The sequence below is a fragment of the Paenibacillus sp. 01T47 genome, assembly GCF_056398245.1.
The window spans coordinates 850210-865976 of the sequence record NZ_JBFTPA010000001.1 but is presented as its reverse complement, the minus strand read 5'-3'; the positions used below and the strand labels follow the sequence as shown (position 1 = coordinate 865976).

The 15767-nt window shown below is 45.0% G+C and carries 16 protein-coding genes; 5 read left to right on the top strand and 11 right to left on the bottom strand.

Annotated features, from left to right (window positions below; translation table 11 throughout):
- Positions 1–314: 314 nt before the first annotated feature.
- The 4 genes from AC1DOV_RS03660 to AC1DOV_RS03645 are packed head-to-tail and all read left to right on the top strand — an operon-like array spanning position 315 to position 2534.
- Positions 315–698 carry a GntR family transcriptional regulator gene (locus AC1DOV_RS03660; protein ID WP_441884111.1) on the top strand — a complete coding sequence of 128 codons (384 nt, stop codon included), beginning with the start codon at positions 315–317 and terminating at the stop codon, positions 696–698.
- Complete coding sequence (locus tag AC1DOV_RS03655) at positions 695–1561, top strand: ABC transporter ATP-binding protein (protein WP_441884108.1); 867 nt, start codon at positions 695–697, stop codon at positions 1559–1561. Before AC1DOV_RS03660 ends, AC1DOV_RS03655 begins: the two co-directional genes overlap by 4 nt.
- Entirely contained in the window at positions 1554–2180 is a 627-nt protein-coding gene (locus AC1DOV_RS03650; RefSeq protein ID WP_477549183.1) for an ABC-2 transporter permease, read from the top strand. Before AC1DOV_RS03655 ends, AC1DOV_RS03650 begins: the two co-directional genes overlap by 8 nt.
- 30 nt (positions 2181–2210) lie before the next feature.
- On the top strand, positions 2211–2534 hold the full coding sequence (locus AC1DOV_RS03645) for a YfzA family protein (RefSeq protein ID WP_477549182.1): 324 nt from the start codon (positions 2211–2213) through the stop codon (positions 2532–2534).
- 116 nt (positions 2535–2650) lie between these two features.
- Here the strand turns inward: AC1DOV_RS03645 and rlmD are convergent, their stop codons facing one another.
- The 4 genes from rlmD to AC1DOV_RS03625 all read right to left on the bottom strand — a co-directional run bounded on the left by rlmD (position 2651) and on the right by AC1DOV_RS03625 (position 6288).
- A complete protein-coding gene (gene rlmD / locus AC1DOV_RS03640) occupies positions 2651–4153 on the bottom strand; it encodes a 23S rRNA (uracil(1939)-C(5))-methyltransferase RlmD (RefSeq protein ID WP_477549181.1) in 1503 nt (500 codons plus the stop codon).
- A gap of 80 nt (positions 4154–4233) precedes the next feature.
- A complete protein-coding gene (locus AC1DOV_RS03635) occupies positions 4234–5142 on the bottom strand; it encodes a diacylglycerol kinase (RefSeq protein ID WP_339209506.1) in 909 nt (302 codons plus the stop codon).
- A gap of 41 nt (positions 5143–5183) precedes the next feature.
- Positions 5184–5987, bottom strand: coding sequence for a sirohydrochlorin chelatase (locus AC1DOV_RS03630; protein ID WP_477549180.1), 804 nt, complete (start codon positions 5985–5987; stop codon positions 5184–5186).
- Between the two features lie 10 nt (positions 5988–5997).
- Positions 5998–6288 carry a YerC/YecD family TrpR-related protein gene (locus AC1DOV_RS03625; RefSeq protein ID WP_054026535.1) on the bottom strand — a complete coding sequence of 97 codons (291 nt, stop codon included), beginning with the start codon at positions 6286–6288 and terminating at the stop codon, positions 5998–6000.
- 223 nt (positions 6289–6511) lie between these two features.
- Between AC1DOV_RS03625 and AC1DOV_RS03620 the strand changes: the two genes are divergently transcribed.
- Complete coding sequence (locus tag AC1DOV_RS03620; RefSeq protein ID WP_477549179.1) at positions 6512–7039, top strand: tyrosine protein kinase; 528 nt, start codon at positions 6512–6514, stop codon at positions 7037–7039.
- Between the two features lie 638 nt (positions 7040–7677).
- On the opposite strand, the gene AC1DOV_RS03615 is transcribed toward AC1DOV_RS03620, so the two are convergent.
- The 7 genes from AC1DOV_RS03615 to AC1DOV_RS03585 all read right to left on the bottom strand — a co-directional run bounded on the left by AC1DOV_RS03615 (position 7678) and on the right by AC1DOV_RS03585 (position 15746).
- Positions 7678–8673: an inorganic phosphate transporter gene (locus AC1DOV_RS03615; RefSeq protein ID WP_076271085.1), complete on the bottom strand. Its 996-nt coding sequence runs from the start codon at positions 8671–8673 to the stop codon at positions 7678–7680.
- Between the two features lie 24 nt (positions 8674–8697).
- Positions 8698–9309, bottom strand: coding sequence for a DUF47 domain-containing protein (locus tag AC1DOV_RS03610; RefSeq protein WP_076271086.1), 612 nt, complete (start codon positions 9307–9309; stop codon positions 8698–8700).
- 221 nt (positions 9310–9530) lie between these two features.
- Positions 9531–10604, bottom strand: coding sequence for a DUF3048 domain-containing protein (locus tag AC1DOV_RS03605; protein WP_477549178.1), 1074 nt, complete (start codon positions 10602–10604; stop codon positions 9531–9533).
- Between the two features lie 253 nt (positions 10605–10857).
- Positions 10858–11679: an alpha/beta hydrolase gene (locus AC1DOV_RS03600; RefSeq protein WP_475446354.1), complete on the bottom strand. Its 822-nt coding sequence runs from the start codon at positions 11677–11679 to the stop codon at positions 10858–10860.
- A 350-nt stretch (positions 11680–12029) separates the two neighbouring features.
- Positions 12030–13424 carry a sensor histidine kinase gene (locus tag AC1DOV_RS03595; RefSeq protein WP_477510464.1) on the bottom strand — a complete coding sequence of 465 codons (1395 nt, stop codon included), beginning with the start codon at positions 13422–13424 and terminating at the stop codon, positions 12030–12032.
- Entirely contained in the window at positions 13421–14275 is an 855-nt protein-coding gene (locus AC1DOV_RS03590) for a response regulator transcription factor (protein ID WP_441884081.1), read from the bottom strand. The genes AC1DOV_RS03595 and AC1DOV_RS03590 overlap by 4 nt, the downstream gene beginning before the upstream one ends.
- 25 nt (positions 14276–14300) lie before the next feature.
- On the bottom strand, positions 14301–15746 hold the full coding sequence (locus AC1DOV_RS03585) for a hypothetical protein (protein WP_441884078.1): 1446 nt from the start codon (positions 15744–15746) through the stop codon (positions 14301–14303).
- Between the last annotated feature and the right edge of the window lie 21 nt (positions 15747–15767).

The window sequence follows — 15767 nt, the reverse complement described above, 5'->3', positions numbered from 1 at the left end:
AATTATATTATAAGCATTTCAAATCAATGGAGGGTAGGGACTGTTTGATTAAAAGCATTTTTTACAATGAAATGATATTGCTTCAATGGTTACTTTCATTTTTCAACTTAGCTATATTCCTTTGCATCCAACACATGCATTTCACTTTGAAGCCACAGAAAAAAGCTAATATAGGCGTGGAATCATCTCCTACATGAACTGTTGCTCCACTACCCAATAATCACAATAAATTAAAATATTGACGCAAAAGATAATAGTGTATATATTATATATATACGGTAGATACTCTATCAACGAGAACGAGGTAATGAAACATGAAAATTATTATATCCAACGCATCAAGCGATCCGATTTACATCCAAATAATGAACCAGATTAGGCAGAGCATCTTGAGCAATGAAATACGTGCAGGTGAACTCCTTCCCTCCATTAGGCAGCTTGCCAAGGATTTGCAAGTTAGTGTAATTACAACTAAGCGTGTTTATGAAGAGTTAGAGAAAGAGAAGTTAATCGACTCAGTTGTAGGTAAGGGCTGTTTCGTATCAGGAGCAAATAAAGACTTTATTCGGGAGCAGCGTATGAAACTATTAGAAGAGAAAATGATAGAAATCATTCGAGAAAGCAAGGAACTAAACATGAGTCAACAAGATCTAATCAATCATTTCACTCTCTTTTTCGAGGAGGAACAGACCCCATGAATGCAATAGAATTACGTAATCTTACGAAAACGTACAATCAATTTACAGTCGATAATGTATCTTTAGATGTAAAAAAGGGCTACATAACCGGACTGATTGGTCCGAATGGTGTTGGTAAAAGCACTTTGATCAAAATGATGCTCGGCATGATCCGTCCAGACTCCGGTAGTGTAAAAATATTAGGCCGCGCTATGCCTGAACATGAAGTTGATATTAAGCAGCGCATCGGCATCGTGTCGGATGACTGCTTCTATTATGAACATCTTACGATTCGTGATATGAAGGAGATGATCGCACCTTTCTACAAAAAGTGGAGCAATACTAAGTTTAACGGCTTACTTGAACAATTCGAGTTGTCTCCTAAGAAGAAGATCGATGAGTTATCAAAGGGGATGAAAATCAAGTTTTCACTTGCAGTTGCCTTATCGCATGAGGCAGAGCTCTTAATTATGGATGAGCCAACCTCTGGACTTGATCCTGTGTTTAGAAGAGAATTGCTTGATCTACTTGGGGATATGATGCAGGACGAGAGAAATACCATTATATTTTCGACCCATATTACAACAGATTTAGATCGCATTGCTGACTACATTACTTTCATCAATCGTGGAAAGCTCGTATTTAATGAATCAAAAGATGAAGTATTCGAGAGGTATGCAATCGTCAAAGGTGACTTGCAACTGCTTGATTCGGATATACGAAGCAATTTTATCGGGATTCGTGAGACTGATGTTGGGTTTGAGGGCTTAGTAAACAATAGGCAAGATGCCTTACAGTTGTTTGGCAATTATGTTGTTTTCGATAAACCATCCTTAGAAGACATCATCTATTACACCGCTAAGGGAGGACGAATTCATGCTTAACTTGCTTCGTAAAGACTTCATCGCTTTAAAAAGCTCACTAGGGCTTATTATACTTTTTCTCGCTGTATACAGTATTGCATTTATACCAAAACATGAATCTTCTATTCACCTTGTGGCTATCTATACAGCTTGTGCATCACTTAGTCTAGGTATGATGATTGATATCAAAAAAAATCACCATAATTTTCTGGTCACGCTGCCGATTAGCCGTAAACATATTGTAAAAGCGAAATACATAACAGCCATCATTTACACACTTTTTGGAGTCCTTGCTTCTTATGGGATTCACTCTCTCGTTAAACTAGCATTCCCTCAGCTAAACAAGCCGGATTATTCGGTCATAGACATGCTAGTTCCATTAGGAATAGTGCTTGTTCTAACTTCCATCTATATGCCGCTCTTTTACACACTTAGTAAAAAAGGAACCGGTATTATAAATTTCGTATTTATGATTATCCTAATTGCTCTGGCGCAGCCTACAGCTATGTTTATGAATATGATAAACAACCAAGGCTTTAGCAATGACCAAACGCTATTTCTTATCCCGATTGCTGTCTTACTGTTATTCATTGCTTCCTATTACTTAACTGTACATCTGTTTACTAGAAAGGACTTATAGGAGGCCGCACAAGTATATAATAGTGATTAAATGATAAGGAGAACTGGTCAAATGAAAGTTACACCAAACAAAGGTCGATCTAATCTAAAAAGAAGTTGGATGTTTCCGTTGGGGCTATTTCTTGTTTTACAATTATTCTTTATTATCTGTGATCGTTTTTCATGGGCGCCAAACTTGCAAGAAGGGGCATTATTTAACCGGATCTATAACTCCATATCTCATTCGAAGCTGTTTACAGAATGGTTCGTCCCTTATAAAACCACACAATTCAACATATTCACAGCAATCTTTTCTATTACTTTACTTCCCGTTGCATTAATAAGTGCAGTAAAAAGCAACGATTCCAGAAAATGAATGGTTTAGTACTTATATTGTCTGCCGTTCCTCTAAACACAAAACCAGCTCATGCAAATTCCGCATGAGCTAGTTCAATGTCTATTGTTTAGTAAATATGGATCAGACTTTTCCGATCAATTGTTTATACGATGTAGTAAAACTACAGCCTCCACATGAACCGTCCAAGGAAACATATCCACCGGCACAACCTCAGCCGTCCTATACCCGCCGTCCTCCAGCACGCGCAAATCCCTTGCCAGTGTAGACGGATTGCAGCTCACATACACCACTCGCTCCGGCTTCATTGCCAGAATCGTCTCAAGCAGTGCAGGATCGCAGCCTTTGCGCGGTGGATCCACGACAATAACATCGGCCGTTATGCCTTCCTTGCGCCAGCGAGGAATAACAACCTCCGCAGGGCCCGCCTCGAACGAGGCATTCGTAATGCCGTTAAGCGCTGCATTCCGCGCAGCATCCTCGATTGCCTCGGGTACGATTTCAACGCCATAAACGCGTCCAGCCTGCCTTGCAAGAAACAACGATATCGTACCAATGCCGCAATAAGCGTCAATCACGGTTTCCGAGCCTGTTAAGCCTGCATACTCGACCGCTTTACGATATAACTCCACCGTTTGCATCGGGTTCACTTGATAGAACGATCTCGCCGATATTGCGAAGCGAATGCCGTCGAGTTCATCATAGATAACCTCGCTGCCCCAGAGGACACGAGTCTCATCACCGAATATAACGTTCGTATTCCGCTCGTTCACATTTTGAACGATGCTCTTCACGCCCGGGAGCTCCTCGCGGATGCGCCTAACCCATTCATCCGACGAAGGCAGCTTCCTGCTGTTCGTGACCAACACGACCATGATCTCGCCGGTGACAACGCCTGTCCGTGCCATCACATGGCGCAGTACGCCGCGGCCAGTTTCCTCATCATAAGGTGTGGCGCCAAGCTCACGTCCAATTCGTTTTACGACACGAATAACCTCATCATTATGCTCATGCTCAATCAGACAATCGTCCATATCGATAATCCGATGGCTGCCGCGGGCGTAGAATCCTGCAATTAATTGACCATCTTTAGAACTGGTGCCGATCGGTACTGATGCTTTATTGCGATAACGCCAAGGCTCGTCCATTCCAACAGTAGGGTGAACAACAATCCCAGTAGACGCATTCTCACCATCCGACAGATTGCCTTCACCATCCACATTCAGTTTGCCGATTCGCATCAAGTTATCCACAACATGCTGGCGTTTCCACTCCAGCTGCGCCGGATAATCGAAATGCTGCAGTTGGCAGCCGCCGCATTCCTTATAAATATCACAAGGCGGTTCTATACGCGATGGGCTCTTAAGCATCAGCTCTTCAAGCTTCGCATAACCATACTGCTTCTTTACCTTCATCACCTTCGCGCGCACACGCTCACCAGGAAGTGCTCCCTGTATAAAAAGGGTAAAACCGTCAGCGCGGCCTACCCCTTCTCCATCATGTGTCAGGCCGATAATATCGACGGTGACTTCTTCATTTTTCTGAAAAGGCGCATCTGCTGAAAACGCCGCTGCACGAGTACCCGTACCCGCAGCACTGCGCGATCTGCCTTTGCCGCCTCTGCTTCTACCTTTGTTCATAAACTCTCTCCGCTCTATCTTCAATGCTGTTGCATGCTAGTTCCTATTTATCATTCCCAGATTTCCGAATACATAAGGGCTTAACGGTAAGTCGATTCCCCAGTCTCATCAGCAAAAATACGCAAATGCGACGGCAGCACCGAAAAAGTACACGGCAGCACGCCGCCATATTCGCCATCGAGGTTAATTTGCACATAATCCGGTGTAGTCACCTTTAGTTCATTCGTCCGAAAATGAATCACATGTGGATCGTTCAAATGCTCACCGCGCAGCGCAAGCGTCACAAGCTTTATAAATTCCGGCAGATTGCATTTGCGGATAAGCAGGACGTCAAGAAGCCCGTCATCAAGCTTGGAGTCCGGCGCCAATCGCTCGAAACCGCCAACCGAATTGCTGTTGCATATGAGGAACATCATGAACTCATCATGGAATTCACCTACACCAGCTGCATGAAAAGTCAGCTCAGTTGGCCGAAGTCGGGTCATTTTCTCCATGCCCTTCATATAATATGCCAGCTGCCCAATCATCGTCTTAAGCTTGCTAGGCACATCATAGGTCAGTTCCGTTAAGGAGCCGCCCCCAGCAATATTAATAAAATAGCGATCATTCGCCTTACCGACATCAATCGGCCGGCTATATTGCTGAATAATAAGGTCGACTGCGTACTCCCAATGCTTCGGAATACCCATCGCCCGTGCGAAATCATTGGTTGTGCCTACTGGCAATATGCCAAGCGGAGGTCGATTCGCCTTGTTCGTCAAGCCGTTGATAACCTCATAAAGCGTACCGTCACCGCCTGCAGCAATGATCATATCATAACCGCGGTCCGCGGCTTCAGCCGCTGCAAGCGTAGCATCACCCTCGCCTATCGTGGCGTGGCAGCTCGTCTCAATACCGCCCTGTTCAAGACGCTGAAGAATATCTGGCAATCTTTTTTTCATTTCTTCTCTTCCCGATGTCGGGTTATATATAAGTCTTGCTCGTTTGATTGCCATCTCGGTTCACCCCTAACAATCATTCAACCTAACATTTATTCTGTAAACGTGACATGCTTCTCTTCGCGCAACCGTTGTAAACCGTCGATCATCTGATGCTCCAGCCACTGCTCAATCGCTGCATTAGGAAGCATCGCCTTGCCGTTATAGCGATATACAAAACCATTAAGCCGATTTGGAATGACATGATTAGTAAAATAGCCTTGGCTCAGAAATAGCGGCACAACAATGACCGCTTCCTGTGGATTCGCTGCCTGCATCACTGCCAGCTTTCCTGCCGCTTGATCTGGCAATAGCATGGCATACTCTGCGCGCTTATATCCACCGAGCCCTCTAACCCGCTCGCCAAGCTTCTTCAGCCCTTCCTGCCAGCGCTCATGAAATACCTTTTCTTTGCTTCCGTGGCCAATAAGCAGTAATGATTCTGACTCTGGTCTTGTGGATAAGGGTGCAATGTTTGAAGCCAGCAGCTCTGCAATTTGGGGATCATCGTCAATTGGGAGACCATAATGAATTGTAGCTTTGACTCGAAATGTACCTAAGTCACCCTCCAGATCGGAAACCCATGGAAAACCAAATGCTTGCCCAATTTCATCCACATGTGTACTACCCGAAGAAACGAACAGCGGCACTACGAACATATCCGTAACACCTTGCCGCTCTAATTCATCAATGCCATCCTGAATAAGCCGTCCCTCCACGATCTCGAGAAAGGACGACATAATTGGAACACCTGATAAACTGGGCGAAGCTGCTGCTGCTGCAATCGCCTCATCGACTAACTGTACCCATGCAGCTTCTCTGGAGCCGTGGCTAATGATTAGAATGCCTGGCTTCATCGAATGATTCCTACCTTCCAAGCCGTTCTAAAGCCATTTTATAACCGTCATTGCCATAGTTCAAGCAACGCTTCACTCTCGATATTGTTGCTGTACTCGCGCCTGTCTCGGCTTCAATCGCATTATAAGTGCTGCCTTTTCCGAGCATCCGTGCTACTTCAAGTCTTTGCGATAACGATTGGATCTCATTCACCGTACACAGATCATCGAAGAAAACATAACATTCCTCAACTGACTTCAATGTAAGCACCGCTTCGAATAATTGATCTATTGCTTTATCGTTCAGCTTTTTAAGCTGCATGCGAATTCACTCCTATTAAAACTAATGCTACTATTGTAACTTTTTTACCCGTTTTTTTCAAACATTACCGAATTAACGCAAGGAAATGCTCCACTTATTTGACGCGAACTCACATACAAGCAGCAGGCATTTATCTAGAAAAAAATCTGCACCCCGAGACATTCGTCCAATCCTTATGTTCGCCTACTCCATAAACTGTTATAAAAGAAGGGTTGTGATCCGTGTGAACTATCGCAATAACCCCGGTACCGGCAACCAGCAAAACGATTGGCACGGCGGCCAGCGTCTGGCACAAGAGCCGTTCAGCAAATCGTCTGGCGCAAAGTCGAGCGGTTTCAGCTTTGGCGGAAACCTGCCAACAATGCCGCCGGCTTCGCAGCAGGCGCAGGATATCCTGCCCGTCGTTGTACCGGATACAGCTGCTGAGCTTATAGAATCGACCACTAGCACCAAAGCAAGCGGCTTCTCACTTGCCAATCTAGGCGAAATTAAAGGTTATATCGATCGTTTGGGCGGCATCGACGGTATCTTAACGACCGTGACAAAGGTCCAGAAGGTCATGTCGAGCGTTTCTCAGATGGCTCCGCTAGTCAAAGTGCTTATGGGCTCCTTCAGCAAAAAAGACAAATCTGATGACGATGATTCTGACGAATGGAAACCAAAGCGCCGCAAACGCCGCAAGCCAAGAGCTGGTTCCGGCTCAGGCAAAAAAACAGTTCGTCGTCGCCGTACTACGCCTAAGAAACGTTAAAAACAAATTCCAAGGTTTATTCTAAACATATTTAACCTACATCTATTAAAGTGAAGCACCCTGATTGCCGCGAATAGCGCAGCGATCGGGGTGTATTTTATTTCATCCATTTATGCACATGATCACACTAAAAATAAAATAGTTATCCAGCTGTGGATAACCCATTTCCCTTGTCTGTCCACATAAAAACTGTTTGAATTCGTATATCATTGTTATGAACTGTGTACAAGTACAACCTTCGACAGCTTTCGTCAGCTTCCATCTTGCAATCCATACACAGCTGTTCGTACAATGTGCATATGTTTTCTGCTTATGCTGAAAATATATAAATATTCAAAAGAAAAACGAATCAATTCTGCCGCATATTATGGTAGCAACGAAGCTACAGCGGCTTTAAAACCATCAAATGTGGAACTCATACACAGCTGTTATTAATTATGTGCATAGATGCAATTTTCGCGAATTTTCGATAAACGTTGTCCACAGTGGGTAAACGTTAGAAGAGAACACAAAAAATAGTGAGGAACATCTCATTCCCCATGAGCCTAGGCTCATGGCGAGTGAGGTTTTCCTCACTATCTCATTTAAAGAGTCAGATCACTATATTACCGAAGAGTAATCTTTTTTTCAAGCTTTTCTTATAGGAAGAAGAAATGAATGATCCAGTAGAAAAACATCGCCATGATGATTGTAATGGGAATTGTAATAACCCACGCAACGATGATACGACCTGCAACTCCCCATTTAACAGCGGAGAAACGTTTCGCGCTGCCGACACCAAGGATTGAAGACGTAATAACATGTGTTGTACTTACTGGAAGATGAAGCATCGTAGCCGTCAAAATAACGGCTGCTGAACCAATGTCAGCTGCAAAGCCGTTGATTGGCTCGATTTTGAAAATTTTTGTCCCCATCGTTTTGATGATTTTCCAGCCGCCGACTGAGGTACCGAGCGCCATTGCTGTCGCCGCGGAAATTTTAACCCATAGCGGAACGTCCATCGTGGTTTGAATACCGGAAGCAACTAGAGCAAATACGATAATACCCATTGCTTTTTGAGCGTCATTCGTACCGTGAGAGAACGATTGGAAAGCAGCTGTCAGGATTTGACCGAAGCGAAATCCTTTATTCACCTGATGCGGACTTGATTTGGCAAAGATTTTCTTGAGAATCCACATAATGATAAAACCTGCGGAGAAAGCAATGAGCGGTGAAAAAATCAACGCTTGTACAATCTTGATCAATCCGCCGCTGTTAATTGCGCTCATGCCTGCTCCGCCGATTACTGCGCCTGCGAGGGAGCCAATCAAAGCATGTGAGGATGAGGAAGGAATACCGAACCACCAAGTAATCAGGTTCCATGCGATTGCTGACAATAGAGCCGCAATAACTATGGGAACGCCGTGCTCCAGCTCTGCTGGATTGGCTACACCTTTACCAATTGTGGCCGCAACGCCTGTAAACGTAATCGCACCGACAAAGTTCATTACGGCGGCCATTACGATTGCAACTCTAGGTTTTAACGCCCGAGTCGACACGGCAGTTGCAATCGCATTTGCCGTATCATGAAATCCATTTATAAAATCAAACGAAAGCGCTAGAAATACGACAATCCATAGAACCATTAAATCCATTGTAAAAGACTCCCACTCTCTAGATTAGCTATTACGCATAATGATCGATTCCAGCGTATTGGCAACGTCCTCGCAGTAGTCGGTCGTTTGCTCTAGCATCTCATAAATCTCTTTGCGCTTCATCAGCTCAATTGGATCTGTGACATTTGCGAACAAGCTCTTGATGCAAACCCGAAGCAGATCGTCAGCTTGGTTCTCCAGCTCGTTAAGTGCAATATTTGGCTCGCGTATAGCAAGCAGCTTCCGTTCTGTAAGCAAATAAATTGCTTTCTTAATTTGATGCGACGAACGAACGAGAATATCGCCAAACAACGTTATGTACTCGTCCTTCTCAAGAATGTTGTACATTTCAAAACGAGATGCGCAAGCTTCGATGCCATCAAGCACATCATCAAGCGAAGTCGTCAGGGCCATAATATCTTCACGTTCAATCGGAGTGATGAACGTTTTGTTCAGCTCCTTCAAAATCGTGTGTACATGCTTGTCGCATCTACTTTCGTATTCCTTCATGGTCTTGGCGAAAGCTGATACATCCGATAGGTCTGACAATCCTTTGGCAAAGTACTCCACAGCCTCGACAATTGCGTCAGCCATTTCTTCGAACGTCTTAAAGAAAATATCCTTTTTCTTGAACATCGTAATCCCCTTTACACGACTTGATGTTTAGGCGCACTGCTATGAGCCCACAATATCTTAACATAGTTTACATGTGAATTGTTAAGAGAATGTAAAGGTTTTATGAAAAATTTTAGATTTTCATAAAAAATATAAAAAAGACGCAATCCTGTAACAAGATTGCGTCCTTTTGATCCTTGGAAGCTCATCCGTCAACGTCTGTTAACAGTGTCTCCAACTTGCTACGTTTGTACCCATGTTACATGCCCTTCGAATGTCGGTTTGTTTGGCACGATATGAAAGAAAGTTTTTCCAGGGACAAACGGCAGCTCTGCTCCATTCTTTACAATTCGAATCATTCCATCTGGAGCTCTTACCCATTCTGCTTCGATCGCTTTACCTTTCTGGAACAGAATCGCCGAGCCCCCTTTTGTCAGATCGACGGCCAATCGTCCCTCTTTATCAAGCGTCTTGTGATCCGCTCCAAGAACAACCAAATTTGTACCGGAAAGCTGTTCATTATTGTTCATATCAATATGCGGTTTGTCGCCTATCGACCGTTTGTATAAGCCTGATACTGAATCGTACTTGTATCCAACGTTATAATTTTTGAGCATAAAATTTATTGTAATGTCGGCTGCCGGGACACCAACCTCTGTGGAACCCGCTTCCGCGAACGTATAAGGCGGAACCTGCTTGTCCATGCTGTATTTCTTTTTCTCTGCGCCTGTACGCAGCTTCTCTAGATTTGAATACAAATTATGGGGAGCCTTGCGTTCCTTGCTTCTCCAGAAGTAGCTGCCTGCATTCGAAATTTCATCCAAATAAGGTTTGCCTTGCCTTTGCAGCACTGCATAACCATCATTGCTCGCCCCTGCATGGGCAAGCACAGCGCCATAACTGTCTCCAATATCAATAAGATAAGGTCTAATGCTGCGTATAGGTCCAATCGTATCGGTTATTGCGCTCGTACTCTGAAATACGGCAATTAAACGAGTAATGCCGCCTTCCGCAAGCACTTCCCAGATTACGTCAGCGTTTGTTAAACCAGATTGTGGACGAGCTGCTGCGAAATTATTAATCATAACAACAATCGGTCTTGAGGTTGCCGCATTTTCCAATTTCAGTCCGCTTAGCGGAGCATCATAAGGGAGCGGCGTCGGGGCTGTCACTGGCTCATCCGTGCTATTAGGATCAATAATATCATTTGTCTCTGTCGGTGTATCGTTGCTGCCTTTCCCTCCACTGCAAGCTGTAATAAGGAGTATAAGCGATAATAATAGCAAAACTGCCGATTTTCGAATTCTTTTATTCATGCGTTAACCTGCCTTTTCCCGCTAAAACATAGCTTGTATTCGTTTTCATATTACTTCCATTTAAACACAATTGAGGGCGTATGTCTCGACAAATAAGTTGCTTTCCAGGTTAAAAAATCCAATTTTTTCATATCATATCCCAATTTCCCAACATAAAGCTTGGTCTTAGCACCGCATGGACGTACGACAAAAAAATAGAAGGGACAAGCTCTTGGCTAACAAGAACTTGCCCCTTCTATTTGTTCATGCCGCTTTAAATACTCCAGTGATGCCATTCTTCTTGCTGTTTATCAAGTCCGTTTAGCCAATCTGAGGTTACGCGAATCGCTTCCTCCTGATGATTGCGAGCGGAGTAGGTGTGATTCGCTTGAAAAATAATTTCCTTATCGCAAAGGCCCTCATTGCGGGTCCAGAACACCTTCTGGTATAAGAAGCTGTAATCGACAGGTATAAGCTCATCGCTAGTACCGTGAACCAGCAGCACCTCGCCGCCAAATTTAGTAGCTGCTTGGAAAGGCTGATGTTGAAGCAGCGAATCAAAAAATACAGGCTGCAGCGTATACCCTTGATAATCGGAGCTTCCTCCAGTTACAGCATCGTCATAGCTGCTGCGTCCTACGATCCGTACAATATCATTGAACGGATAAGCAACAGGCGACCAAAGCACAAGACGTTTAGCGCGCTTATCTTTAACTGCTGTCATAATCGCTACCGCCCCGCCAAGGCTGTGGCCAAGCAATACGATTCTGAGCGGATCAACACATTCCATGCTTGATAAATAATCAATCGCGCTTCTAGTCTGATCTACCATGGAATCAAAGCCGAGAGCACCGTAATCACCGCTGCTCTCGCCGCAGCCGCCATAATCGAAACGAAGGACATAAGAGCCTTGCGCCGCAAGCGCTCTAGCCGTTTTTACAAACAAACGGTCAACGCCTATGCGAGAGCCTATGAATCCATGGCATATAATGATGGCTTGTTTTTTTTCTGAATCGTTTTTATTTCCATCCGTAGGGTAATGCAGCGTTGCCGCAAGCTCAAGCTCGTTATGTCGCAGCGTCAAGTGCTTTTCCATCCGATAACCTCCTGAAAGCCTATATATAATAATTCCTACCCGTATACTATGAATTAATATTAAAACCATAATATCATCACTGCTCTGTACCTGTCAATCTCACAAAGAAAATAAAACCAGCAAACTTTATACTGCTCCTAATCGGGACATACTACCCATATGTTTGGCAGATTCACATTTTAGGAGGTGCAAAGCTATGCCTTTATGGATTGCCTTTATAAAGGATCACTGGCTGTCCTTGCTGCTTATTATAGGAATCGCAGTTGCGATATCGTTTGTATATGCGAACCGCAAGCTGCTGTTCTATAAAGAATGACGATAGGAGCACCGCGAGCAGCTGAGGGAATGGATTATTCCTCATGCATGATCGGCACTCGAATCGTCACAATTGTTCCGGCTCCACGTTCGCTGTCAATGGTTAACTGACCGCCGTGGAGCTCAATGATCTCCTTGCAAATAGCTAGTCCGAGTCCAGATCCGCCATGGCCGGTACTCGCTTTATAAAACTTTTCAGTGACATGAGGCAAGTCCTCTGCTTCAATTCCACAGCCTGTATCCGCTATCGTGAGCATCGCGCTATCTTGTTCGATGGTCGTTGCTACATGAATGGTGCCGCCAGCAGGTGTAAACTTGAGCGCATTGTCAATTAGATTAATGATTACCTGCTTGAGCCGATTCGCATCCCCTCGAACAACAATTGGGCTTTTTCCATAGTTAGCCAAAATACGTACCCGCGTATGCTCCTCGCGAACCCCTAGCTGATTAACCGTTTCTTTAACCGGACCATTGAAATCAAGCACTTCACTATGCAGCTCCATCGTCCTAGCCGACAGCTTCGAGAAATCGAGCAAATCTTCAACCAGCCCCGATAAGCGCTCCGTTTCCTTGCTAATAATGGATAAGCCCAGCTTTACCTCTTCATCATCCTCGGTAGGCTCGCTTTCCTTTAATGTTTCACTCCAGCCCTTAATCGATGTAAGCGGGGTGCGAAGCTCATGGGATATCGAAGAAATAAAGTCATCCTTCAGCTTCTCACGTTTGCTAAGCTCTAATACCATTGCATTAAACGTTTCCGCTAGCTGACCAATTTCATCATCATTCCGCTGAATAGCCCGATGCGTCCAATCTCCCTCGGCCATATAGCGCGCCGCTCGAGTAAGCTCTCGAATCGGCTTCACGATTCGCTGGGCGAGAAACAAGCTTAAGCCAAGAAACAACAGGACAACTCCGATTCCAACCGCTGTTGCCATCCGGATAAGCAAGCTCACCATCGCATCTACTTGATTTAAGGAAGCTGAATAACGAAGCATGGATACGACCCGCGTTTCATTCCAAAGCGGTATCGTGACCGACATGACCCGCTCTCCATAATAAGGGTCAACTCCCCGCCAGCTTCCCGTTGTCCCTGCAATCGCGGACTTTACGTCAGCAGTCGTATAACGAATATCTGGTGCAAAACCGTCGGAATCGATCCGAATTTGCCCCGTGCTATCAAGAAGCTGCAGCCTAGTGCCGCTTTCAACCATGTATTGCAAAATATAATCGCCCTGATCCTTCACTGTAAGCGAGGAAAGCGAACGGCTGTGCAGTGTTAACGCCGACTCCGCACGTTGTTTAACGGAGCTCTGCGCGCTTCCGTAATAGTAGTTCCACATTAATGCTGCGAACACGCCACCAAGTACGCTGACGACAAGCACGATGAGCAGCAAATAGCTCCACACCATTCTCGTTTGTACGCTTTTCATTCGTCGCCGCCCCGCTTCCACCGATAACCATAACCCCAAACCGTTTCAATAAAGGCTGGATCGGATGGGTTTTTCTCGATTTTCTGGCGAATTCTTCGAATATTCACGTCCACTACCTTAAGATCTCCAACATAATATCTGCCCCATACCTCTGTCAAAATATGATCTCGGCTGACGCTCTCGCCGACTCGTTCCATCAATAGTCGTACAAGCGTCCATTCCGTAGGCGTCAAAATAATTTCCTTGCCCTGCTTCCACAGCTTCCGCTCTGCTACAGAGAGCCGGAACGGCTGTACATGCAGCTCCTGATGATGAAAGCCCCCGCTTCCATAATTCATCGTAGGCTGCTGTTCTTCTATCGGACGCTGTACATTAAATGCAGATGTCGGTGCCGCTATAGGCGCTGCTTCGCCACGGTACACTTCCTCACTTGCCGCAATCGATTCAGATGCAGCACCAACCTCTTGCTCCTGATCATCCAGCTGAGGCTTCATTCTCCGATAGAGCGACTTAATCCGCGCAATAAGCTCGCCTGGACTGAACGGCTTTTGCACATAATCATCTGCACCTAGCTCCAGCCCATGAATTTTATCCTCTTCCTGCGACTTCGCCGTTAGCATAATAATACCCATGCGCGGATAGCGGGCACGCAGCTGCTCGCACACTTCAAACCCGCTGATCGTCGGCAGCATAACGTCGAGCAGCGCAATATCGATAGGCCCTTCTGTATCTGCAAGCGCTAACGCTGATTCGCCAGTTTCCGCCTCTATCACTTCCATATCGTTGCGCTTTAGATTAATGCGGACAAAGCCGCGGATGGACTCCTCGTCCTCCAACAATAATATACGCATAGCTTAAAGCACCCGCTTTTCTCTCTTAATCGTTACGGATAGTAAGCGAAGATGCAAACTCTGCTTCTACCCCTGCCATCTCGCTAAAAGCTTGCCGATCTGCTTCAGGCCACTCGGCTGGAGCTTCCACTACGAATGAAACCGCAAAAACATTACCGCTGTCCGTCATAAGCTGCCGATATCGTTTAGATTGCTGCTTCCAAGTTGATTCAACGCTATCCCACTGCTTCTGCGGTACTGCATATAAGGTCGCCAGTTTGGCTGTCTTATTCAATTTTTCATTCCAGTAATCGATAGACACAAGGGCATGCGGCTCGTTCAAGCTGTGCATCGTATAACGGCCTAACCATTGTTCAGGTATACGAAGCTGTATACCATAACTATAATCAGAAAATTCCTCTGTTATTTTCACAAAATCAGATTTACCGTCCCATTGCATCCATTCATCCAACCATTTGGAATCGGAATAAGGAACCTCTGAATAACCCGGAGCCTCTTTCGTCCATGGCAGTTCAAAAATGCCATCGCCATTTATATCCTTGCTCATCGTTGGCGTTCCGCTAATTCCTTCCTGCCCTATAGAACGATTCGGATAAACGAGCCTGAGCTTGTTTCGCTCCCAAACGTACATAGTGGTATAAGTACTATGCGCGCCGGTCGACGCTTCCAAAATAATACCTCTACGAGTAGGTGAAATCCGTCCAATGAGCAAACGATCATAACTATTCACTTCTTTATACAGGTTCTCTGTATGTATTTCCCGCATGCTCCCGTTGATCCAATTGTAAATGGTTAAATGGAATTCAGGCAGCGCCATTTCTTGATTCGTACCGATCTCCGATATAATCGCAAGCTCAATTCGTCCATCTTCATTAATGTCGCCCGTATCTCCATAAGAATAAGGCAAGGTCTCCATAGGCTTCAATGTCAATTTGCCGACGTCGTTGCGTACTGGCTTCGATTTAAACGAATAAATCTCGAGCACATTCGGACTATCAAAAGCTCCGATCCACCCGATCATGATTTCCATTTGACCATCGTTATCGAGATCCTCTATTTTCAGCCAATCGATTAATCTGGCCAGCGGCTGCTGAATAAGCACCCACGGCTTCCATACTGAATTCGTATATTTGAACACCATTAACTCAGGTGAACTGTATTCATTGTAATAAGAAACGATAGCCTCTTCCGTTCCGTCACCGTCCACATCAATGAGGCGTATGGCTTCCATATGATCCTCTCTAAGAGGAAGTGTCAGCTTGCTGTAATCCGGTAAATTTTTTTCAATTGCCTGCACGATAGCCTGTTTCTCGGGTGAAATAGCAGGCTTCTGCAGAAGATCTGCAGGCGCGGCTGTATAACGACAGCCAGCTGCGAGCAATAGGAGTGGAATCAAGCCACCGAGCATTAAGCTCCATCTCATGATTGGTCCACGCCTATTTCTCACATTACTATCACTTGCGTTATCCAACGTTGCAGCCTCCTCGTGCAT